Consider the following 21205-nt stretch of genomic DNA (forward strand, 5'->3'; position numbering starts at 1 on the left):
TTATTTGACAACCAGATTCGGAGGAAGTGGAGGTTGTTCAGTTTTTTTACCCGTTTCCCTATATTCTTTCATGTGATCAGGGACAAATTCAAGGATTTCATTTTTTAAGGTATCTATAAGCCGTTTTTTTATAAATCCATTGTGTGTAACGATGCTGATTTCCCGGGACGGTTGGGGAGACTTAAAATATCTAACCTTTTCCATTTGCTTTTTAGTCAGGTCCTTTAAAGCAAACTCAGGGAGAATGGTCGCACCGTTGTTTTCATCTACCATTCGTTTCAATGTTTCGATGCTGCCGGTGTTGTATTCATAGTGTTTAAAACCGACTGTGCTTTCCCGGCGCTGACAAATGTTTAAGACTTGGTCACGCATGCAATGTCCCTCATTGAGAATCCAAAGTTCATCGATATTGATGTCATCCGGATGAATGGCCCTTTTTTTGGCGAGTTCGCTGTTTTGGGATACGTAAGCAATAAAGTTCTCGTAAAATAACGGTGTTTCGATCAGCTGTGATTCCAGGATAGGTGTTGATAAAATCCCGCAGTCAATCATTCCAAGTTTTAGCTGTTGGATTATCTGTTCCGTAGTTTGCTCCCACATGATGAGCCTTACCTGGGGGTACCGAACCATAAATTGGGTGATAATTTTCGGAAGTATGTACGGTGCTATGGTAGGAATGATGCCGATTTTTAGTTCACCCATCAACTCTTTGCGATGACTACTAACGATTTCGTTGATTTTTTTGTGTTCAGCAAGTAAAACACGCGCCTGGGCGATAACATTATTACCTATATCTGTTGGTAAAATAGGTTGCCTTGACCGGTTGAAAATTTTCACCCCTAAGGTGCTTTCAAGTTTTTGTATCTGCATGCTAAGGGTCGGCTGGGTAACAAAACACTTTTCAGCTGCCGTCACAAAACTTCTATAAGTATCTACAGCAACAATATATTCATATTGAACAAGACTCATGGTTTTATATATATTATAACACGTAACCTGATTGATCGGCGTACCAATTAGTGTCAAGTCAACAGTCGTCGTAAGTCAATTTTGTGCTTTTCTGACTCAAGACTTTAGATTTTCGACTCAGGACTAAACGTCAATTCACAATTTACACGACAGTAAGTTACTTCATCTCCTTACAAATTTGTGCCTCGCAAATAAGTAATATTATGCTCATCAATCAAATCAATTAAATTGAAGCTATATAGATAAAACTTATATTTAAGGTAAGGATTGCTTCCCGCGCGTAGCCGAAGAGTTTTAGGAATTGTCATCTGAACATCAATTCCAGATCAATTTAATCTATCCGGCATCAAAATTTGCGATTTTCTTTTGGGGTTATGTGCTTATACTTTTGAGCCTATCAAAAACATAATTCTTATGAAATTTAAAAATTTAACACTTATCGTTTTTTCTACTGTGACTGTATCCTTACATGCACAGCAAAAAACGCTAACAACAAACACAGGCACTCCTGTTGGTGATAACCAGGACTCCCAAACAGTTGGTCAAAATGGGCCGGTGCTTCTTGAAGATATTCATCTAATTGAGAAACTTGCGGCGTTTGACCGGGAAAGGATCCCGGAAAGAGTAGTTCATGCAAGGGGAGTAGGTGCCTATGGCGAATTTGTTGCTGCTGAAGATTTTTCCGCGGTTACGAGCGCTTCGTTATTTAGCAAGAAAGATAAAGTCACTCCTGTTTTCGTGCGTTTTTCTACTGTGATGGGCGGAGGCGCCTCACCGGAAACACAACGTGACCCGAGGGGATTTGCAGTGAAATTCTACACCGACCAGGGCAATTATGATATTGTTGGTATCCATTTTCCGGTTTTCTTCATACGTGATGCCATTAAATTTCCCGATTTTGTGCATGCTTTAAAGCCATCGCCAATATATAATAAACAAGATCCAAACAGGATTTTTAATTTCTTTAGTCATGTCCCTGAAGCTACAAATATGCTTACCCGGTTATATACAGATAATGGGATCCCGGCTAATTACCGGCAGATGGATGGTTCAGGAGTTCATGCGTTTAAATGGGTAAATGCTGCAGGCCAGGTTATGTATGTGAAATACACCTGGAAAAGTATGCAGGGTATAAAAAACCTTACCGCTGAGGAAGCAAGTGCGATCCAGGGGAAAGATTTTCAGCATGCAACCGTAGATCTTTACGAGAACATCAAAAAACAAAATTATCCTTCATGGGAATTATATGTTCAAATGATGAAACCCGAAGACCTGGATAAATTTGATTTTAATCCGCTTGACGACACTAAAATATGGCCCGATGCCATTGCAAAGCCTGTTTTGGTTGGCAAAATGACTTTGAATAGGATTCCCGATAATTTTTTTGAAGATGTAGAAGAATCGGCTTTTTCACCTGGTGACCTGGTGCCGGGTATAGCCCCGTCTGAAGATAAAATGCTTCAGGGACGTTTGTTTTCTTATTTTGATACCCAGCGGTACCGAATTGGCCCAAACTTTCAGCAACTACCCGTAAATGCTTCAAAAGCTGAGGTTAACAGCTATAACCAGGACGGACTGATGAGTAACCGTGGAAAGCATTCGGATATTAATTTTCAACCGAGCACAGATCCCAATGGAAGCGTAGACAACGCCAAATACGATTATCCAACTGCGACTTATCCCAACGTTAGTACGGTTCAGAAAAAGATTTCAAAACCAAACGATTTCAAACAGGCTGGCGAATATTACCGCTCTTTGAGTGAAATTGATAAGGTTCATCTTATTAATAATCTTAGCGGTGACCTTGCAGTGGTAACCGATAGGGACGTGGTTAAAAAAATGATCGGTTATTTTTATATGGCAGACAGCGATTATGGTAAACGTTTAGCTGCAAAATTACATGTGACCCGCGAAGAGGTTGAAGCGATGTTCATGTCGAAGTAATCTAAAAGATAGCATTTATCAAACCACCATTCTTGTTATCACTGAAATGATCAGCATAATGTCATTGAATTTTTTGAGAACGGATCTTTCGGTCCGTTCTTACTTCCAATTTACAGAGCAGGAGCTTAACAACGTTTACCAGGATCTGAAGGGCAAAGACGGACTGTTGGGTTTGTTGATCATTAGTACATGTAACCGCACCGAGGTTTATATCGATCATGAAAACAGTTATGATATAACAACCTTGCTTCAATATTTGCAGGAAGTTAAACAAACCCAGGTCCCTTTGAGCCAGTTTGAAATTATCGGTGATCCTAAAAATACCGTAAAGTATATAGTTGAAGTTGCCAATGGTTTGCACTCTTTAGTTATTGGTGACAAGCAGATTCTGAGTCAGTTTAAAAGAGCGTTTAACATAAGTCAGCAAAATAACTTTATAAATGGCGTTATGGAAAGGGTGTTCCAGGTTATATTTCGTTCACATAAGAGAATTTCAAATGAAACAAACTATCACAAAGGGTCAAAATCCATTAGCCACCTGGCAGTTTATGAAGTGAACCGGAAATTTAGAGATAAAAATATACCAATCCTCGTTATTGGCGCAGGTGAAATTGCGGCTGATCTGCTAAAGTACTTTTCTACGCAGTCTTTCACAAACATAACGGTTATCAACCGGACAATGATAAAAGCACAATTACTTGCAAATAGATACGATTATGTTAGTGCCGATTATAATATATATCCCGGATTTCTAAATCAGTTCCAGGCTATTATTTCGTGCGCTGCCGCCGAAAATATTTTGAATGCTGCATCATTAAAAGATGTGACGAATAAATTGTTTATTGATCTTACCACATTTAGCAGCATCATTTTACCTCATTCCGACAGTTCTAATCGTTTGCTTACACTGGATGATTTTGCACATTTGAGAGACTCTGCCTACAAAGATCAGGTATCAGCAGTGGAATCTGTAAGCCATATTATCAGCGATGAATTAACAATCTTTTTTAACTGGATGACCAAACGTGAGTCATTTAAACAAAGCAATAAATTTATTACAGCACAATGAAAATCAAAACAATATACACCACACTTTGCGCACTATTATTAATCTCGTTTACCAACGTTCTGATGGCCCAGGATATTTTTAGCGCATCCAGGTTAAACGACATGATAACATTAGTTAAGCTATTAAAGCGCAATATTAAAATTGACACAATTGATCAGCGCGGATATACACCGCTTATTATCGCTGTTTATAACGAAAGTGAAGCGGCGGCGATGCTATTATTGAAAAACGGAGCAGATCCCAATGCGAAAGATATGTCTGGAAATACCGCTTTAATGGGAGCTTGTTACAAAGGCTATTTAAATATGGTAAAGTATTTATGTGAATACAAGGCCAACTTAAATCAGCAGAATTATAACGCTGCAACCGCGCTGATTTTTGCTTCAACATTTGGCCGCGAAGATATTGTGAGATACCTGTTATTAAACGGAGCTCAAAAAAACATTAAAGACAGATTTGGAAATACGGCTCTTGACTATGCTGTAAACCAGGAAAATGACCAGATCGTAGAAATATTAAAAAGGGAGTAATTGTCTCGTTGCAAACAAAGTAAAATTACCTTTTACAAAAATTAATCAAACGCAAATAGATTGTAATTTTTAAGGAATGGATTATTCTTTAAAAGCATTAAAAGGCTCCCTCACAAAATCGCATGGCAATACGGTTGTTTAAAATCTATCCCGAAAAAAATACTCTTATTTTGAATTTATCTGATACCAACAAGTTAAATTAATAGTTCATCCCATAAAACTAACTATTAATCAGAGGGTGCTGGTTCGAGTTCAGCATCATGGTATTTAAAATCAATGATTTAACCATGTTCTGGAGGTTTTTATTGGCACAAAATTTGCGCAAAATTTTAATTTAAACACTACTTACTTTATTTTTCAGGTTAGCTTACATTGAATGATATTTTGATGCGATTCTTGCCGTTTCTCAACTGCATTGATTCTGGCTTTGATCTGTGCGCTACCAGCATATGCTAATGTCCAAAACCATTTGTAATGGAGTAAGAGGAAATTATTTACACCTGCATCCATTCTAAACATAAGTATATCTTCAAAATTCTATTAACCACCATAATCAAAATCAAAAAAATGAATAAGATTACAGTAAAAGACGGAACTGAAATTTATTACAAGGACTGGGGAAAGGGGCAACCTCTTTTTTTTCATCACGGCTGGCCTTTATGCGGCGATGACTGGGATGGACAGATGATATTTTTCCTTGAGCAAGGATTTAGGGTTATCGCCCATGACCGCCGCGGGCATGGAAGGTCGAGCCAGACTGCAGTTGGGCACGATATGGATACCTATGCAGCCGATGTTGCTGAGCTTACCCAGGCACTTGACCTAAAAAATGCTATACACATTGGTCACTCCACAGGAGGTGGCGAAGTTATCCGTTATGTTGCAAAACATGGAAAAGGCCGTGTAGCCAAAGCTGTGCTGATCAGTGCGGTTACTCCGATAATGGTACAGACCAAAAATAATCCGGACGGTATTCCGCTGTCTGTATTTGATGAAATACGTGAAGGTACGGCATTGCATCGGGCACAATATTTTCAGGATTTTACCCTTCCTTTTTTTGGATATAACCGTGAGGGAGCCAAAATATCGCAGGGAATTAGGGATAACTGGTGGCGCCAGGGAATGATGGGAGCAATAAAAGCGCACGTTGATTGTATCAAGGCTTTTTCGGAGACAGATTTTACAGAAGACCTTAAAAGTGTGGATGTTCCTGTATTGGTTATGCATGGCGAAGATGACCAGATTGTTCCATTTCCCATTACAGGAGCGAAAGCTATAAAACTTTTAAAGAACGGAAAATTGATTTCATATCCGGGTTTTCCCCATGGAATGCCGACGACAGAAGCTGCAACCATAAATAAGGACCTTTTGGCTTTTATCAAATCATAAATAAAAAAGATACTTTGTTCAAATCGCTAAGCTGTCACTATGTATAATTGACAGCTTTTTCTTTTAGCGTTTTTACCAGCAGGGCAAAAAGTTTTTGGTATATCTGAATCTAACATTAAATCAATGTTCAACTCCTGCAGCTTTACAGAAAATCAAACTTATTAATAGTAAGAAAAAGGAAGTAGTATTGATATGGATGAACCCGAAATCAAAATGAAAATCAAAAGCAAAAAAACAATCAATTGGTTTATGGATATATCCGTTGCCGATAAAAGCAAAATTACCTTTTACAAAAATTAATCAAACCCAAATAGATTGTAATTTTCAAGGCATGGATTATTCTTTAAAAGCATTAAAAGGTTCCTTCGCAAAATCGGATGGCAATATGGTTGTTAAAATCGCGTTTTGTAACGCGAAATCTATTTGTAACATTAGAGTTTTTATTTTTCTGTCGTAATAAAACCGACCCTTTCCTATAAATTTATTGATTCTTCCTTTTCACTCCAAACTGATTAAATACGGCATTTAACGGTGATGGATTCTGAACGGCATTGTGTTCCAAGGCTTCGAGGGCAGCATTTGATATCTGCCACCCTAAAGGTAGAACAGGCCAGAATGCCTTTCCAACCATTTTGTAGGCCAGGGGTTGGAAAGGCAGATAGGTATACCCTTTAGTTTTGGGCAGACGGCTATTTATTAATTCTGCCCTTGCACTATTTGCATTACCAACGTTAAGTGCACCCAAAGGCGGGCCAAGTGGTTCGTAGAAGTTTTTATCATAAATCGGGGATTCTATACCCGCAACGCTATTGGGAAGCGACAAGATATTTATACTAATATTATTTAGTGCGCTATGATTAGCGTTAATCAGTTTTGCACGAATCCTTTCAAACACATTTAATACCTGCAATGAGGTTTCGCCGCCAGAATTTTCTATTGTGCCACCGTCGGTAAAGTGACGGTTGGTGTTCAATTTAGCAGTTGGGCTTACATAAGGAAACCTTGCACTGATGAAACCTGCAGTGCTCAAGCGCATATCGCCCCTGCCCGAAATCTCTTGCTCCAGGAATATTGCTGATGGGAAATCCATTTGGTCTAATAAAACCGGCGCCGCAATACCTTTATTCCCTGATGGAATATCATAGGTGTTTGAGAATAACAAAGGAAGTTCCGTTTTGCTGTGCCGCCACAATGACATCAATGAATCTTTCAGGAATATTCCATTATTCCTGGCATTTTGTTCCCAATCCATTTCCATTAACCTTGCCCTATCAGGTATGCCTGAGAGTCCGAAACTGGAATATACCAGGTCGCGCCCTAATAACGCAATGATGTCGGAGGTCAAATTATCCGTTGAGTACAATGCCAAGGAATTATCAGGATAAAAAAACTGATCATTATCAAGGTCGCCAAGATGGCCGTGGCGTGAGGCAGTTAATAACATTAACCCAACAGTTCCTCCAGAAGCACCAGAATAGGAAAATACATAGTGCTGAAATCCCAATCTATTCGCTTTCGCTGTATCGGCCCGCATTTCTTTATCCAGTGTACCGATTACCATTGTAGTCCATACTGTTGCTCTGATCCCTCCTCCATGTGCATTTACGAAATATACCGGATAATTTTTTTTATGCAGTTTATAATAACTTTCAATTTCTTTTTCTCTTCCAAGGAGCCACTTTTCAGCATAAGCGGTCAAAGAATCTGCAGTTTTTTTGCAGCATGTATCCTTGCCCTTTAAAGTCTTGCAATGAGTGGTATCTGAAAGAATTGCCAGGCCATGGTAATTTGTTACATTGCTTGTAGCCCCGATAAAAGCTATGACCAACAGGATGGTTATCCACGTTACCCCTGTCTTTTTGCCAACAAACATTAAATATGTAAAAAACAATAAATAACCAGCCACTGCAAAAAACACAAATGGCATTGTATAAAATCTGGATCTGTAAATAAACAGTGACAGGAACGAAGGAAAATTACAAGCGATAAAAAATAGTAAACAAGCCAAACCGGTTAAGGTAACCAACTGCGTAACTGGCCATTTTTTAATAACCTTACTGCATGTTCGCAAAGTTACAGTGATTAAAAACATAATCGATAATATGATCAGATCCAGACTAAGGTGGATAATGGCATAAGGTTGTTCATTGTCTTTATTTGTACCCCAAATAATCATCGGGATAAACAATAACACTAAGGTAATTGTATACTTGATCCAGTTTATTTCTCCATTAACGTTCTTGTAAATTTTGTCTATCCAATGATGTTCTAAAATTATTCTATACAGTATCAGGATCGCTACAAAAATAGCAAGCGGTGGTATACCAGAAAACCAATAGTCCATATGGTAATTGTCCATTACTTTTAAAATTGCAATTGCCGGAATCAAAAAACCAGCCGCGCCAAGTAATCGGCTAATGTCTACCTCTGCCTTTGGTCTTTTTTGTGTTAACTGGTCGACTTCAAAATCAACGGATTTAAAAAAGAACTCTGCATAATTCATCGCTCCCTTATATTCAAGGATCTTGGGGAAATACCAGCACAGCAATGCAATAATGCTTGTAGAAAAAAGAAAAAGCAGAACCCCCAGTTTCTTAGCGTTTAATGAAAGTAGAAGATCCTGCCCTTGGTCACTAATATATAAAACTGCAAATACAATTAACAAAGTAAAAAGCATGACCCGCCACCGCCAAAATAATTGTATTCCTTTTTTTAGAGAATCACTTATCATTCCCAGCCATAATAAGGCGAGATTGAGAATAATTGATTGCCATATAATAATAACAACAACTAATATTAGTAATGTCCACTTCACACGGGATGGATAGCCAACTATACTTGCATCAGGTAATACCTGTGTAGCATCCGCCATGTAAAGGTGCACAATTTTTGATGTTCCAAAATCTTCCACATAGTCAAGGAGACCACCAATTACTGTGAAAAGGGCTAATGTGATAAATAACCAATTCCATTTGGGGTTATAATTGTCAACACGAACCAAACGGGAGATATAAAGTAATAGAAAGCCCATATAAAATATTATGAAGGCGTAATCAGCCTGATTTTGAGCGATCACTGTCTCAAGGCCTGTAATCTTAGTTATCTTCGGAACGTTGTTATTTTTATAGACCAATAAGTTTTTATAAGTAATTTGCCAATCTTTCAGCATTTTATCCCTATCCGAATTGTTTAGATTGGTTTCCCAGGATAAGATTGCTTTGGGGGCATGTGTTGTAATTACCAAATATTTATCTTTTTGGGTCAGCAATGCGGTGCTGAATAAACCGGCTGCAAAAAGTAAAAATAATGGCCTGAAATTCGGTGTGATCCAGTTTAGGAATTTGATAAAAAATGCTTTCATGGTGTTAAGGTTTGTTTAATAAAGCTACTGGTAATGAACGACATAAACAAGTAACAAATGAATAATTTATACTCGGATACGGAAGAGATATTTCCTATAAGCAAGAAGCGCGTTTTAAAAAATTAAACAACAGTTACAAGTTGTTTAAACTATCACAATATCTTCACCCAAATTGATTCTTCAGTCGCAATCCCGACTGTGCCACCTGTTCCAGGTGCACCACTTGGTTCAAGCATTAAAATAAACACATTCATCACATTTGAGATTTTGAAAATGAATTTCGTTTTCTATTCGTTTTGGGAAATTACTTTCCATCGATTGGGGAACGTAATTTATTTGATACAGAAACATTGATGTACGCGAATATTAGGCAAAATCAGATGTTCAAATCAATGTAGTACCGTTGTAGGGTATTCAGACTATTAAAAAACAAATATTTTCCATTATCTTGCTACGGCAATTGTTGCTAACAGTTCCTTAATAATAAGCAATCAGTCTTTTAAATTAATCAAGCCACTGCTATGATTCAATAGCAAATATGATGTGTCTGTTATTGAATGCGCCTGATACAAACCGGTCAGCGTAATAGGATACATCGTTATTGGGTCTCGTTTTTAATAGTTATGAAAATACAAGACTGTTAGTTTATTTAAGTTAGCGTATCGAAAGATTAAAACAACTGTCCGGGTTCTGTAAGATCAAAGTTATTTGTTTATATAAAAGTTTTTTTACCTAATGAAGCCTACAAACAGCCCTCGAAAAGCTATAACTGATGTTTTGCGTTATTTTCATTCACATTCATTGAAGTTTATTGTTGCAGGAGCATTGCTTATATTGATGGGCTTTTCGTGGAATAGCGCTCAGTTAAAACCTCAGCCTGCTAATACTAATGACGGACTTTTTTTGCCTGATGGTTTCCAGGCGTTGGTTGTTGTTGATAGTTTGAAGGGACAGGCCCGGCATATTGCTGTTAATTCAAACGGCGATATTTATGTAAAAGCCAGGAATCATTATTTAAACGGCGGTTATGGTAATATTGCACTCAGAGATACGAATGGAGATGGTAAAGCTGATATTGTAATCCCCTTCGGTAAATATGACGGACACACTTACGGGACTGCTATGCGGATTCACGACGGCTACCTGTATTTCAGCTCAGAACTGATGATTTATCGAATGAAGCTTAAACGAGGACAATTAGTTCCCGATAGTAAGATGGATACGATTGTTATTGATAACCCACCGTATCACGAACATCAGACCAAGCCGGTTGCCTTTGATAATAAAGGGCACATTTTTGTAGGCTGGGGAGCAGGATCTAACGCAGGCCAGGTAAATAACCGTCAGCCCGGTTCTCCCGGAGTCGGCGATCCGGGTTCACCCGATAAGGGTAATCCCTGGTTAAAAGACCATGGCGGAATCTGGATGTTCGATGCCAATAAAACTAATCAGCATCAAGCTGATGGAGTAAGATATGCAACAGGGTTGAGAAGCCTCGTCGCTATGGATTGGGATCCGAAAAGTAAATCGCTCTATACAGTCAGTCATGGCCGGGACGATTTCCGGTTGCTGTGGCCCGATATTTACACGCCATGGCAAAGTGCGATGCAGCCCGGAGAAGAGTTTTTTAAAGTAAATGAAGGTCTTGACGGCGGCTGGCCTTATTATTATTACGATCAGATTAAGAATAAAAAGCTGCTTAACCCCGAATTTGGCGGCGACCAGGTTAAAGAAGGCGACGGAGCAAAACTAACTAAGCCACTGATGGGTTTTCCCGCGCATTTTGCGCCCAATGACCTGTTATTTTATAGAGGTAAACAATTCCCGGTGCATTACAAAAACGGCGCTTTTATTGCCTTTCATGGCTCTACCGACCGTGCCCCTTATCCGCAGGCAGGTTACATCATTGTATTTGTTCCGTTTAAAGATGGCCGGCCTTCAGGCCCCTGGGAAGTGTTCGCCGATGGTTTTGCCGGTGTTGACCCTATTTTTAATGTAAGTAATGCCGTATACCGCCCGATGGGTTTGGCCGAAGGTCCGGACGGATCATTGTATGTAAGCGATACGGAAAAAGGAAGAATCTGGCGGATTATGTACAAGGGCGATAAAAAGGCTTTCGGCACGGCTCAACTGGCAGCTATGGAAAAACGCAAGATGACGGCATCCAACATCAAAACACCAGATGAGATTAAAGATAACCTGTTCAAAGACATGGCCACAACATCGGTAGTATACAGCACTTATTGTGTAGCATGCCACCAGAATGATGGTAAGGGTGACGGAAACCGTTTCCCCCCGCTGGCGCAGTCAGAATGGGTAAATTATAATAAAACAAGATTGATAAATGTGGTGCTTAACGGGCTTAAGGGCCCCGTACAGGTAAAAGGTCAGTCTTATAACGAGGTAATGCCTGCACATGGCAGCTTCTTGTCTGATGCCCAGATAGCAGAAGTGCTCACCTACGTAAAATCAAACTTTAATAATATACCGGAAATAGTGACGCCGGCAGAAGTAAGTACAGTAAGAAAAATGACATCAAAATAAATCTATGACTAAATCACTTTTAAATTCTGCCTTCAAAGCCAGGCGGTTATTATTACCTGCATTGCTTACAGTTATTGCAATAAATTCACATGCACAATCCGCAGATACGGCCTCGCTTTTTAAATCCTCTCTGTTTACACCGGTTAAAAGCTTCACTATTGGCGTAGAAGGGCCCGCCGTTGATAAGGACGGCAATGTTTACGCTGTTAACTTTGATCATGATGGTACCATCGGCAAAATGACGCCCGATGGAAAAACCAGCATATTTATCGAATTGCCTAAAGGAAGTGTTGGCAACGGGATCAGATTTGACAGTCATGGTAACATGCTTATTGCAGATTATACCGGCCACAATATCATTAAAGTTGATATGGTTACCAAACAGCAAAGTGTTTTTGCCCATGAAGCCAGAATGAGCCAGCCAAATGATATTGCCATTGATAATAAAGACAGGCTCTATGCCAGCGACCCGAACTGGAAGGCCGGAACGGGCAAGATCTGGCGCATCGACACGAACGGTAAAGTAACACTTTTAGATAGCATGGCGACCGTTAACGGGATTGATGTAAGTCCTGATAATCGTACCTTATATGTAAATGAAAAGCGTAAAATATGGGCTTATGATCTTTCATCCAAAGGTAAATTAAGCAACAAACGGCTTGTGATTGAATTTACGGACTTTGGAATGGATGGATTAAGATGCGATATAAAAGGCAATATTTACCAGGCACGGTTTGGTAAAGGGACAATAGCCAAAGTATCCCCGGAAGGAAAAATCCTGGAGGAAATAACACTCATTGGTAAGAAGCCAACCAATGTTGCCTTTGGCGGCCCCGATGGCAAAACCATGTATGTTACATTGCAGGATCAGGGCAACCTGGAAACTTTCAGGGTAAATGACCCCGGCCGTGAATGGAAGATGTCTAAAAAGCAGAAATGATAATATGAAAATCAAAAAATTAATAACGGCTGCTTTATACATTACATTTACTGTATGCGTCGGCCATGCATCGGCCCAGGTAAAGAAAACAAGTGCTGCAAAAAAGAAGGTGACCACTACGGCAGCCAAAGTAACACCTCCGCCGCCGTTTGCCACAGCGCCGGAAATTGAAGATGGTAAAAACCTTGTTTCTAAATCTGATTGCCTTGCATGCCATAAAACAGATGATAAATTGGTAGGGCCTGCTTATATCGCCATTGCCGAAAAATATCCAAAAGATCAAAATACGGTGAATACACTATCGCAAAAAGTAATTAGTGGCGGCAGCGGTGTTTGGGGACCCATTCCAATGGCTCCTCATCCGGTAATTACCCTGGCTGAGGCTAATAAAATGGTAAAATATATTCTTACATTGAACTCGAAAAATTCTCCTGTCGTCTCAAAATGAGGATGAATAGCAATCGAAAATAAACATTATACAAACGCTCACTAAAACTTAAAACAACATGGAAAAAAGAAGATCTATTTTGAAAAAAATGCTGGCCTCAGCAGTCGGATTATCTGTATTCGGAATAAGTAAAAATGCAATGGCAGCACCTGCTGAAGAAAAGGTGGCAAACAATGTAACATCATTCCAGGATGTACCTTTATTTTCCGGTTCAACCAAACTGGGTAATATGGTTTTTGTGGCCGGCAAAGGGGCGCATGTTGAACCGTTTGAAATTAAGGCACACACCGAAATTGTACTGAAAGAGTTGGAAAAAGAGCTGATAAAAGCCGGTTCTTCAATGGAAAAAGTGCTTAAAGTTACCGTGTTCCTGAATGATATTGCAGATTATAAGGGAATGAATGAGGTTTATAAAGGCCGCTTTGGCAAAAATCCGCCGGTGCGTACCACTGTCGCTGTTGCCAAAGGAGGTGTACCAGGCGATTCGCTAGTAGAAATGGATTGCATAGCTTACATATAAAAATAAACATGAAACGTAGAGATATTATTAAAGGTCTTTCTATACTTCCGCTGGTTGGTGGAAGTACAGGTTGGGCCGCTTCATTACACGACACCTCAAAGCCTTCTCCGGAAGGTCCAAAACGCGATTTTTTTAAAGAGCTGGGCGTCACACCGGTAATTAATGCCGGGGTAACGATGACATTTCTCTCAGGCTCACTTATGCTTCCTGAGGTACTGGAAGCGATCAACTCAACCTCGCATGATTTTGCGAACATGTATGAGCTTCAGGATAAAGTAGGTGCTAAAATTGCTGAGATGCTGCATGTAGAGGCTGCAATGGTTACTTCGGGGGCGGCTTGTGCCATTTTACTCGGTACGGCGGCAGCAATTACCGGAACCGACCATGAAAAAATTAAACAGCTTCCCAATCTGCCGGGACCACGGGCAGAAGTGATTATGCAAAAATCACACAGATATTTGTTTGATCAGGCGGTAACCACAACCGGTGCTAAAATCATTGATGTTGAAGGCGCCGAAGAAATGGAAAAAGCTATTAACGAAAGAACGGTAATGGCATTGTACTTTAATGCGGCAGGCAAAAGCAGTATTTCGCACAGCGATTTCGTAGCGGTTGCCAAACGGCATAATATTCCAACATTATTAGATGCTGCTGCTGACGTGCCGCCTGTAGAAAACTTGTTCAAGTACCAAAAAATAGGATTTGACCTGGTTACTTTTTCAGGCGGTAAAATGATACGGGGCCCGCAAAGTGCAGGTCTGCTTTTTGGACGTAAGGATCTGATCACGGCAGCCCGGCTTAATCACAGCCCCAACGAAGCGCCTATTGGGCGTCCTATGAAGGTAAATAAGGAAGAAATGTTTGGCATGTACGCCGCTTTGAAAGCTTACCTGGAAAGAGACCACAAAAAGGAATGGGAAGACTGGCTTCAACGTACCAAACGTATCGGCTCCCAGCTGGAAAGCTTGCAGAGCGTCAAAATCGAAACCGTAATTGATCCGGGGCCTGCTAATGCTTTCCCAAGCCTAAAAGTAACCTGGGATCAAACGAAAATTAAGATTAAACCGGAGGAAGTACTTGTAGCCTTAAAAAACGGTACGCCGAGCATTGTTGCTAACGGAAAGGATGATCACCTGACTATTGGCGTAGTACTTTTGCGGCCGGATCAGGTTGATGTTGTAGCAGGAAGAGTAAAATCTATATTACAACAGGCTATCTGACAATGATTTATACTTTAAATATTGATATACTTGAGTTGTAAACCATAATATTTTATCGTGAATTACTATTGATTTCAAAATGCTAAAAACTTACTTCTTATTACTGATTTTCTTATGTATGCTCTGCCAGGTATCGATGGCACAATCCTATGATATTGTAATCAAAGGCGGTCACATAATCGACCCTAAAAATAACATAGACGCCGTTATGGATATTGCTGTTAGCAATAGTAAAATAACCCTTATCTCAAAAAATATTGACCCGAAGTTAGGGATACAGGTAGTTGACGCTAAGGGAATGTATGTTACACCCGGATTAATAGATATTCACACACATGATTTTTATGGTACCCAGCCAGATCATCAGTATGAAGACGGAAATCTGGGTATATCCCCTGATGGATTTACTTTTCGAAACGGCGTAACCACTGTTGTGGATGCCGGCAGCTCGGGTTGGAGAACTTTCCCAACGTTTAAAGCACAGACCATTGATGTGTCAAAAACCCGGATATTGGCGCTTTTAAATATTGTTGGTGAGGGTATGCGCGGCGGTTACGAGCAGAATGTGAATGACATGGACCCCAAGATGACAGCCCTGGTTGCAAAAAAATATAAGGACATTGTAGTAGGTATTAAACTGGCTCATTACGACGGACATGACTGGACGCCTACAGACCGTGCGGTGGAAGCCGGCACACTTGCTGGCGGCATCCCGGTTATGATTGATTTCGGCGGAAGCAACCCACCACTTTCAATTGAAGAGTTGTTTATGAAACACCTGCGCCCGGGCGACATTTTCACCCATTGTTTTGGCCAGTTGGGTACCCGCGAGTATATTGTGGATCTGCAAACCGATAAGGTAAAACCTTTTGTTTATGAAGCCAGAAAACGGGGGATAATTTTCGATGTGGGTTACGGTGGTATCAGCTTTGCTTATTCACAGGCATTGCCCGCAGCCAAAGAGGGTTTCTTTCCTAACTCCATCAGCACCGATATTCATGTTGGCAGTATGAATGATGCTATGAAGGATATGCTTACCTGTATGACGAAGTTTTTAGCGATGGGTATGTCCCTGCATGATGTAATACAGGCCAGTACTTCAAACCCGGCGAAAGAAATAAAGCGCGAGGAGCTGGGTAACCTGTCTGTTGGAGCTGATGCTGATTTGGCTATATTAAGTGTTCGTGAAGGTAAATTCGGTTTATTTGACTACACCGGTTACAAGGTAGAAGCCAGTAAGAAACTGGAGTGTGAACTTACCATTAGGGCGGGTAAAATCGTATATGATCTTAATGGAATAGTGTCGCCTGTTTATCCTCCTAAAACTGTTGCTAAAAGTAAAGAAGCCGCTTTAAAGGCGGAAACTCATTAATTAATGTGTTTAGCGATTAAAAAACATAAAAAAGTGGATTTTAAAGCGTGGGCAGTGCGGTTCCCCTCTTGAGAGGTGGAGGGGTGTGTTAATAAATATATCGGCTAACACACCCCCGCCACAACACATCCCGGGGCACCCCCTCTCAAGAGGGGAGTAACGAGAACGTTCATATTTTCAATTAATTAGTGTTTAGGTCATTAGGGGTTTTAATCGCTAAATATATTAATTTAGCTAACGCCATATTATAATAAAGTTATGAAGTACTATAAACTTTTACTGTTGACGCTTTTTGCAACTGCTGGTATTTACCACGAAGCCAAAGCGCAAACTATCTCCAGGGATGAGCTCATCTTTTTAACATCAGAATGGAAGGGCGAACGTTTTGCTGACGGAAGACCAAAAATTCCCGATAGTCTGATTAAAAGGGCAAAGAAGATCGGTATAGAAGAAGCCTGGACGGCGTTAAGAAACGAGGGATACAATAACCAGTTTGAAGGCGACTGGAAAATGGTGAATGACACCCTACCGGTTGTTGGCCGTGCTGTTACGGCCATGTTTATGCCAAGCCGCCCAGATGTGGAAAAAAATATTAAAGACAGGGGTGCAAAACAGGGTCGCAAGGGAAATACCAATTCGTGGCCCATTGATGTTTTGACCAAAGGAGATGTTTATGTAGCAGATGGTTTCGGTAAGATCAGGGGAGGAACTTTGATAGGTGATAATCTCGGAAACTCGATATTCAGTAAATCGGGTAATGGAGTCATTTTTGACGGCTCCGCACGCGACCTGTCCGGTTTGAAAGAGATTCATGGGTTTAACGCATTTGTGCGCGATTTTGATCCTTCATATCTTGAAGGAATGGTATTAATGGGACTTAATACGCCAATACGCATTGGTCATGCGATTGTGTTACCGGGCGATCTTGTCATATCTGAAAAAGAAGGAGTGCTTTTTATTCCGGCCCATTTGGCTGAAAAGGTAATTGCTACGGCTGAGTTTATTGCGGTGCGCGACGATTTTAGTCATGCCATGCTTAAATCAGGCAAATTTGCCACCGGCGAAATTGACAGCCAGTGGAGCAACCAGATCAGGGAAGCTTTCATAAAATGGCTTGACCAAAATCCTAACGAACCAAGAATAACCAGGGCGCAGTTAGATGCCTTTATGGAGAAACGCACCTGGTAACAAACCTTAACCTAAATTTAAGCAGTTGAAAAATATTGGTATCTATAAAGTTGTTGCAGGTATTGCGGTACTTTGCCTGCTTGCCGCCGCCTGGCGTATTTGCCAGGATGGTATTGGGCATGCAGGTCCTTTTATCATAACATTTTTTGTTATGTTGTCCATTGCATTTCGCGGATCAGGACTGTTAAAAGGGTTCTCGTATACGCTTATCATTTTTGCAGCGGTAACAACTGCCTTATATTATCCGCAACATTTTATTGCGGTAAATGGCTTTAAACTGGCCGGGCTTATTACGCCCCTTTTACAACTCATTATGTTTGGGATGGGCACATCTATGGGTATCGGGGATTTTGCCGGTGTTATCAAAATGCCGAAGGGAGTGTTTATAGGTGTTGGGAGCCACTTTATAATTATGCCGCTGCTTGGTTTTACAATAGCTAAATTAAGCGGTTTTCCGCCCGAAATTGCTGCCGGAATAATTTTGGTCGGGTGCTCGCCAAATGGTATGGCTTCCAATGTGATGTCATATTTGGCTAAAGCTAACCTGGCATTATCCATCACAATAACCGCTGTTTCTACTATGCTGGCGCCACTTTTTACACCACTGCTCATGAAACTTCTTGGGGGGGCATTTATTAAAATAGATGTGCTTAGCATGATGTGGGACATCATAAAAATAGTGATCATACCCATTGGGGCCGGTATTGTTTTTAATAAATACTTACTTAAACGGGCTTCATGGCTTGAAAAACTGATGCCGCTGGTGTCTATGTTCGGTATAGCTTTAATCATTGTAATAATTACGGCAGCAGGCAGAAGCAGTTTATTAAACATTGGATTTATGCTGGTTTTACTGATGCTGATCCACAATTTATCAGGCTATACATTGGGTTACTGGGCGGGGCGTTTATTTAAAATGCCCGAACGCGATTGCCGTACAATGGCCATAGAAGTAGGTATGCAAAACGCAGGCCTCGCATCCGGACTGGCAAAGGGGATGGGTAAAATTGCTACCGTAGGCCTGGCGCCTGCAGTATTTGGCCCGCTTATGAATATCACCGGATCATTGCTGGCTAATTACTGGTACCGCAAACCACTTAAAGAGGTTAATAATAGCACTAAAACAAACTCCATCCATCACAATTAAGACTATGAATTTATACCGAGATGGTTTCTAACCGGGTTACAGTATTTTATGAACGTCATTTAATTTCGGGTAGACTTAGTCTACTTGCATACTCGTCCGAAGTTACAAACTTCGGACAGCGGGCAGCGGGGGCACTTCGGCCTTCTGAACAAAGAAAAATCGGCCTTTTAAACAAAACCGCTTGCTTGGGTATCTTCTAACTTTGTTCCATCAAATCAACAGAAAAATGAACAAACGGTATCCGGAAAAATGCCGAAGGCTCAGAGATGGAACGAAAATTTAATACAAACAAAGCATATGAATTACAAAACATTAGGAAGGTCGGGGCTCAGGGTTAGCCCGATATGCCTTGGTGGCATGACCTTAGGCGAAGATTGGGGCTGGGGTGCCGACGAGGCCGAATCAGAAAAGATCATCAAACGGTTTATGGAACTTGGCGGCAATTTCATCGACACAGCCAACCTCTATACCAACAACCATTCAGAAAAAATAATCGGTAATGTTATCGGCAATCATTCATCCATACGTGCCGGCATGGTACTTGCCACCAAATTCGGGATGAATGTATTCCCCGGCAATCCTAATGGCGGCGGTAGCGGTACGAAGGCCATTATGGAAAATGTCCATCATTCCTTACGGCGGTTACGAACCGATTATATCGATCTGCTCTGGATACATGCCTGGGACTGGAATACGCCATTGGAAGAAACCCTTCGAACTATGAACGACCTGGTATCAGTCGGTAAAGTAAGATACATAGGCGTTTCCGGTGCGCCCGCCTGGAAGATCGCGCAATCACAGATGTTTGCACAGTTCAAGGGATGGGCACCTTTTATAGGGTTGCAAATAGAATACTCTTTATTGGAAAGAACGGTAGAAGCTGAACTGGTACCCATGGCTATGGAAATGGGGCTTGGCATCACCACATGGTCGCCTTTGCGGGGTGGTTTACTTTCCGGCAAATACAACCGCAGTAACAACGGCTTTGTGAAAGACAGCCGTATGCAAGTAACCGGTCGCGAAGCTCCATTGAAAGAGCATGAACTGGCTATTATTGACAAATTGGAAGAGATAGCAAAAGCTCATCGTACCACAGTGGCAGCCGTCGCCCTGGCCTGGTTGCTAAGCCGCTCTGGGGTATGCTCAACAATCATAGGCGTACGAAATATAAAACAACTGGAAGCGAATGCGGGAGCTATTGCTATTGTATTGACTGAAGATGAAATTACCGCTTTAAATAACCTGAGTGCACCTCCGGTCACCTTTGTAAATGCACATACCGCTGCCACACTATTGGCTCAACACGGTGGTATTAAAATCAACGGAGTTAAACCACCCTCCTCACCCCTAATGGACGTTATCCAAGTGGGCAAGTATTAGTAAATTAGGTAAACAAAAGAGATGCGCTAACTCATCTCTTTTGTTTTTAACTTTGTGGTATGTCAATTAGGATTGGTAACCGGGTAGATCACGTAAATGCTGATATCGTATTTACCACTGCAACAGAAAAATATCATCGCAGCGAAGTCGTTATTGAATATCATGCCTTAACCCGTATTCTTTCAGGAGAAATGCGGGTTGTGCAACCTGACCACACGTATACATTTGTTGCAGGCGACACATTTTTATTACCCCGAAACCTGCCGGCAGCAGTTATTAAGCGTCCGAAGGAAGGCCGCCCTTACAAATCGGTATCCATATACCTTAAGCCAGACCGATTGCGGGATTATTATAGGCGGCACGAATTTAAAGCAACACAACCCTATAACCACAAAATTAAAACCTTTGGTAAACATTTGCTACTGGAAAGCTTTTTCGCCTCGCTGCTGCCATACTTTGAAATGGATGAAGTGCTGCCCGGTAACATAATTTCCGTAAAAGTTGAAGAAGCCATTTCTATTCTCCGGAACATCGACGAAAGCACGGATGCCCTGCTGGCTTATTTTGAAGAACCAGGAAAAATTAACCTGGCCGAGTTTATGGAAAAAAACTACATGTTCAATATGACCATGGGAAAATTTGGGTACCTAACCTGCAGAAGCCTCACCACTTTCAAACGTGATTTTAAAAAAGCCTTTAACACTACACCACAAAAATGGCTCACACAAAAACGCCTGGAGTTAGCGCACTATCAGCTTTCCGAAAAGCAACGCAAACCAATTGATGTATATTTTGATGTCGGTTTCGAAAACCTCTCGCATTTTTCCTACGCGTTTAAAAAACAGTTCGGATATTCACCCAATGCCTTGGTTGAGAGATAATCGTCGAAAGCAAACTCGAAGAGTGTTCTGAAAAAGATCTTAATCAGTGAGGTTATAGCATTTTTGAAGTCATTTTCAGCACCGGATTTGATACGCCGTTGTTCGAAGTTCGTAAATCGAACTATTATACCTGTAGATTATATCTACAGGCATAGCCACAAAAAGCCCTAACTTTCACCGAAGGCTTTGTAGCCATTAGGGAACAATATCGGGATGATTTCTAACCGAGTTACAGTATTGTTATGAGCGTCATTTAATTTCAGGTAGACTTAGTCTGCCGGCATACTCGTCAGAAGTTAGAAA

16 protein-coding genes are annotated in these 21205 nt (G+C 40.8%); 14 read left to right on the forward strand and 2 right to left on the reverse strand.

Annotated elements, in window-relative coordinates:
• On the reverse strand, nucleotides 1-969 hold the full coding sequence (locus JWQ54_RS07395; RefSeq protein ID WP_299582402.1) for a hydrogen peroxide-inducible genes activator: 969 nt from the start codon (nucleotides 967-969) through the stop codon (nucleotides 1-3).
• A 414-nt stretch (nucleotides 970-1383) separates the two neighbouring features.
• Here JWQ54_RS07395 and JWQ54_RS07400 point away from each other — a divergent pair, with 414 nt between their 5' ends.
• The 4 genes from JWQ54_RS07400 to JWQ54_RS07415 all read left to right on the forward strand — a co-directional run bounded on the left by JWQ54_RS07400 (nucleotide 1384) and on the right by JWQ54_RS07415 (nucleotide 5901).
• Nucleotides 1384-2913, forward strand: coding sequence for a catalase (locus JWQ54_RS07400; protein ID WP_299582405.1), 1530 nt, complete (start codon nucleotides 1384-1386; stop codon nucleotides 2911-2913).
• Nucleotides 2914-2959: 46 nt separating this feature from the next.
• Nucleotides 2960-3982, forward strand: a complete 1023-nt coding sequence (locus JWQ54_RS07405) for a hypothetical protein (protein ID WP_299582409.1) — start codon at nucleotides 2960-2962, stop codon at nucleotides 3980-3982.
• Nucleotides 3979-4512: an ankyrin repeat domain-containing protein gene (locus JWQ54_RS07410; RefSeq protein WP_299582412.1), complete on the forward strand. Its 534-nt coding sequence runs from the start codon at nucleotides 3979-3981 to the stop codon at nucleotides 4510-4512. Before JWQ54_RS07405 ends, JWQ54_RS07410 begins: the two co-directional genes overlap by 4 nt.
• Before the next feature lie 567 nt (nucleotides 4513-5079).
• Nucleotides 5080-5901 (forward strand): alpha/beta hydrolase, encoded by an 822-nt coding sequence (locus JWQ54_RS07415; RefSeq protein ID WP_299582415.1) that lies wholly within the window; start codon nucleotides 5080-5082, stop codon nucleotides 5899-5901.
• 481 nt (nucleotides 5902-6382) lie between these two features.
• Here JWQ54_RS07415 and JWQ54_RS07420 read toward each other — a convergent pair whose 3' ends face one another.
• The gene (locus JWQ54_RS07420) at nucleotides 6383-9262 is read right to left on the reverse strand and encodes a hypothetical protein (RefSeq protein WP_299582418.1); all 2880 of its coding nucleotides are present in this window, start codon (nucleotides 9260-9262) and stop codon (nucleotides 6383-6385) included.
• A 735-nt stretch (nucleotides 9263-9997) separates the two neighbouring features.
• Between JWQ54_RS07420 and JWQ54_RS07425 the strand changes: the two genes are divergently transcribed.
• The 10 genes from JWQ54_RS07425 to JWQ54_RS07470 all read left to right on the forward strand — a co-directional run bounded on the left by JWQ54_RS07425 (nucleotide 9998) and on the right by JWQ54_RS07470 (nucleotide 20902).
• Nucleotides 9998-11806, forward strand: coding sequence for a c-type cytochrome (locus JWQ54_RS07425; protein WP_299582421.1), 1809 nt, complete (start codon nucleotides 9998-10000; stop codon nucleotides 11804-11806).
• Between the two features lie 4 nt (nucleotides 11807-11810).
• Nucleotides 11811-12746 carry an SMP-30/gluconolactonase/LRE family protein gene (locus JWQ54_RS07430; protein ID WP_299582424.1) on the forward strand — a complete coding sequence of 312 codons (936 nt, stop codon included), beginning with the start codon at nucleotides 11811-11813 and terminating at the stop codon, nucleotides 12744-12746.
• Nucleotides 12747-12750: 4 nt separating this feature from the next.
• Nucleotides 12751-13194, forward strand: a complete 444-nt coding sequence (locus tag JWQ54_RS07435) for a c-type cytochrome (protein ID WP_299582427.1) — start codon at nucleotides 12751-12753, stop codon at nucleotides 13192-13194.
• A 58-nt stretch (nucleotides 13195-13252) separates the two neighbouring features.
• A complete protein-coding gene (locus tag JWQ54_RS07440; RefSeq protein ID WP_299582429.1) occupies nucleotides 13253-13714 on the forward strand; it encodes a RidA family protein in 462 nt (153 codons plus the stop codon).
• 8 nt (nucleotides 13715-13722) lie between these two features.
• Entirely contained in the window at nucleotides 13723-14934 is a 1212-nt protein-coding gene (locus JWQ54_RS07445) for an aminotransferase class V-fold PLP-dependent enzyme (RefSeq protein WP_299582432.1), read from the forward strand.
• A 79-nt stretch (nucleotides 14935-15013) separates the two neighbouring features.
• Entirely contained in the window at nucleotides 15014-16306 is a 1293-nt protein-coding gene (locus JWQ54_RS07450; RefSeq protein WP_299582435.1) for an amidohydrolase/deacetylase family metallohydrolase, read from the forward strand.
• A gap of 258 nt (nucleotides 16307-16564) precedes the next feature.
• Entirely contained in the window at nucleotides 16565-17494 is a 930-nt protein-coding gene (locus JWQ54_RS07455) for an RraA family protein (RefSeq protein WP_299582438.1), read from the forward strand.
• A gap of 25 nt (nucleotides 17495-17519) precedes the next feature.
• Nucleotides 17520-18641, forward strand: a complete 1122-nt coding sequence (locus JWQ54_RS07460) for a bile acid:sodium symporter family protein (protein WP_299582441.1) — start codon at nucleotides 17520-17522, stop codon at nucleotides 18639-18641.
• Nucleotides 18642-18938: 297 nt separating this feature from the next.
• Nucleotides 18939-20021, forward strand: coding sequence for an aldo/keto reductase (locus JWQ54_RS07465; protein WP_299582444.1), 1083 nt, complete (start codon nucleotides 18939-18941; stop codon nucleotides 20019-20021).
• A gap of 59 nt (nucleotides 20022-20080) precedes the next feature.
• On the forward strand, nucleotides 20081-20902 hold the full coding sequence (locus tag JWQ54_RS07470; protein WP_299582447.1) for a helix-turn-helix transcriptional regulator: 822 nt from the start codon (nucleotides 20081-20083) through the stop codon (nucleotides 20900-20902).
• The last annotated feature ends 303 nt before the right edge of the window (nucleotides 20903-21205 follow it).

The sequence above is a fragment of the Mucilaginibacter sp. genome, assembly GCF_028288225.1.
In the GTDB taxonomy this organism is placed as follows: domain Bacteria; phylum Bacteroidota; class Bacteroidia; order Sphingobacteriales; family Sphingobacteriaceae; genus Mucilaginibacter.

What these genes read in the sequence shown, in the direction of transcription:
- JWQ54_RS07395 (WP_299582402.1), bottom strand. Translation starts at nt 969, where the DNA reads ATGAGTCTTGTTCAATATGAATATATTGTTGCTGTAGATACTTATAGA.
- JWQ54_RS07400 (WP_299582405.1), top strand. Translation starts at nt 1,384, where the DNA reads ATGAAATTTAAAAATTTAACACTTATCGTTTTTTCTACTGTGACTGTA.
- JWQ54_RS07405 (WP_299582409.1), top strand. Translation starts at nt 2,960, where the DNA reads ATGATCAGCATAATGTCATTGAATTTTTTGAGAACGGATCTTTCGGTC.
- JWQ54_RS07410 (WP_299582412.1), top strand. Translation starts at nt 3,979, where the DNA reads ATGAAAATCAAAACAATATACACCACACTTTGCGCACTATTATTAATC.
- JWQ54_RS07415 (WP_299582415.1), top strand. Translation starts at nt 5,080, where the DNA reads ATGAATAAGATTACAGTAAAAGACGGAACTGAAATTTATTACAAGGAC.
- JWQ54_RS07420 (WP_299582418.1), bottom strand. Translation starts at nt 9,262, where the DNA reads ATGAAAGCATTTTTTATCAAATTCCTAAACTGGATCACACCGAATTTC.
- JWQ54_RS07425 (WP_299582421.1), top strand. Translation starts at nt 9,998, where the DNA reads ATGAAGCCTACAAACAGCCCTCGAAAAGCTATAACTGATGTTTTGCGT.
- JWQ54_RS07430 (WP_299582424.1), top strand. Translation starts at nt 11,811, where the DNA reads ATGACTAAATCACTTTTAAATTCTGCCTTCAAAGCCAGGCGGTTATTA.
- JWQ54_RS07435 (WP_299582427.1), top strand. Translation starts at nt 12,751, where the DNA reads ATGAAAATCAAAAAATTAATAACGGCTGCTTTATACATTACATTTACT.
- JWQ54_RS07440 (WP_299582429.1), top strand. Translation starts at nt 13,253, where the DNA reads ATGGAAAAAAGAAGATCTATTTTGAAAAAAATGCTGGCCTCAGCAGTC.
- JWQ54_RS07445 (WP_299582432.1), top strand. Translation starts at nt 13,723, where the DNA reads ATGAAACGTAGAGATATTATTAAAGGTCTTTCTATACTTCCGCTGGTT.
- JWQ54_RS07450 (WP_299582435.1), top strand. Translation starts at nt 15,014, where the DNA reads ATGCTAAAAACTTACTTCTTATTACTGATTTTCTTATGTATGCTCTGC.
- JWQ54_RS07455 (WP_299582438.1), top strand. Translation starts at nt 16,565, where the DNA reads ATGAAGTACTATAAACTTTTACTGTTGACGCTTTTTGCAACTGCTGGT.
- JWQ54_RS07465 (WP_299582444.1), top strand. Translation starts at nt 18,939, where the DNA reads ATGAATTACAAAACATTAGGAAGGTCGGGGCTCAGGGTTAGCCCGATA.
- JWQ54_RS07470 (WP_299582447.1), top strand. Translation starts at nt 20,081, where the DNA reads ATGTCAATTAGGATTGGTAACCGGGTAGATCACGTAAATGCTGATATC.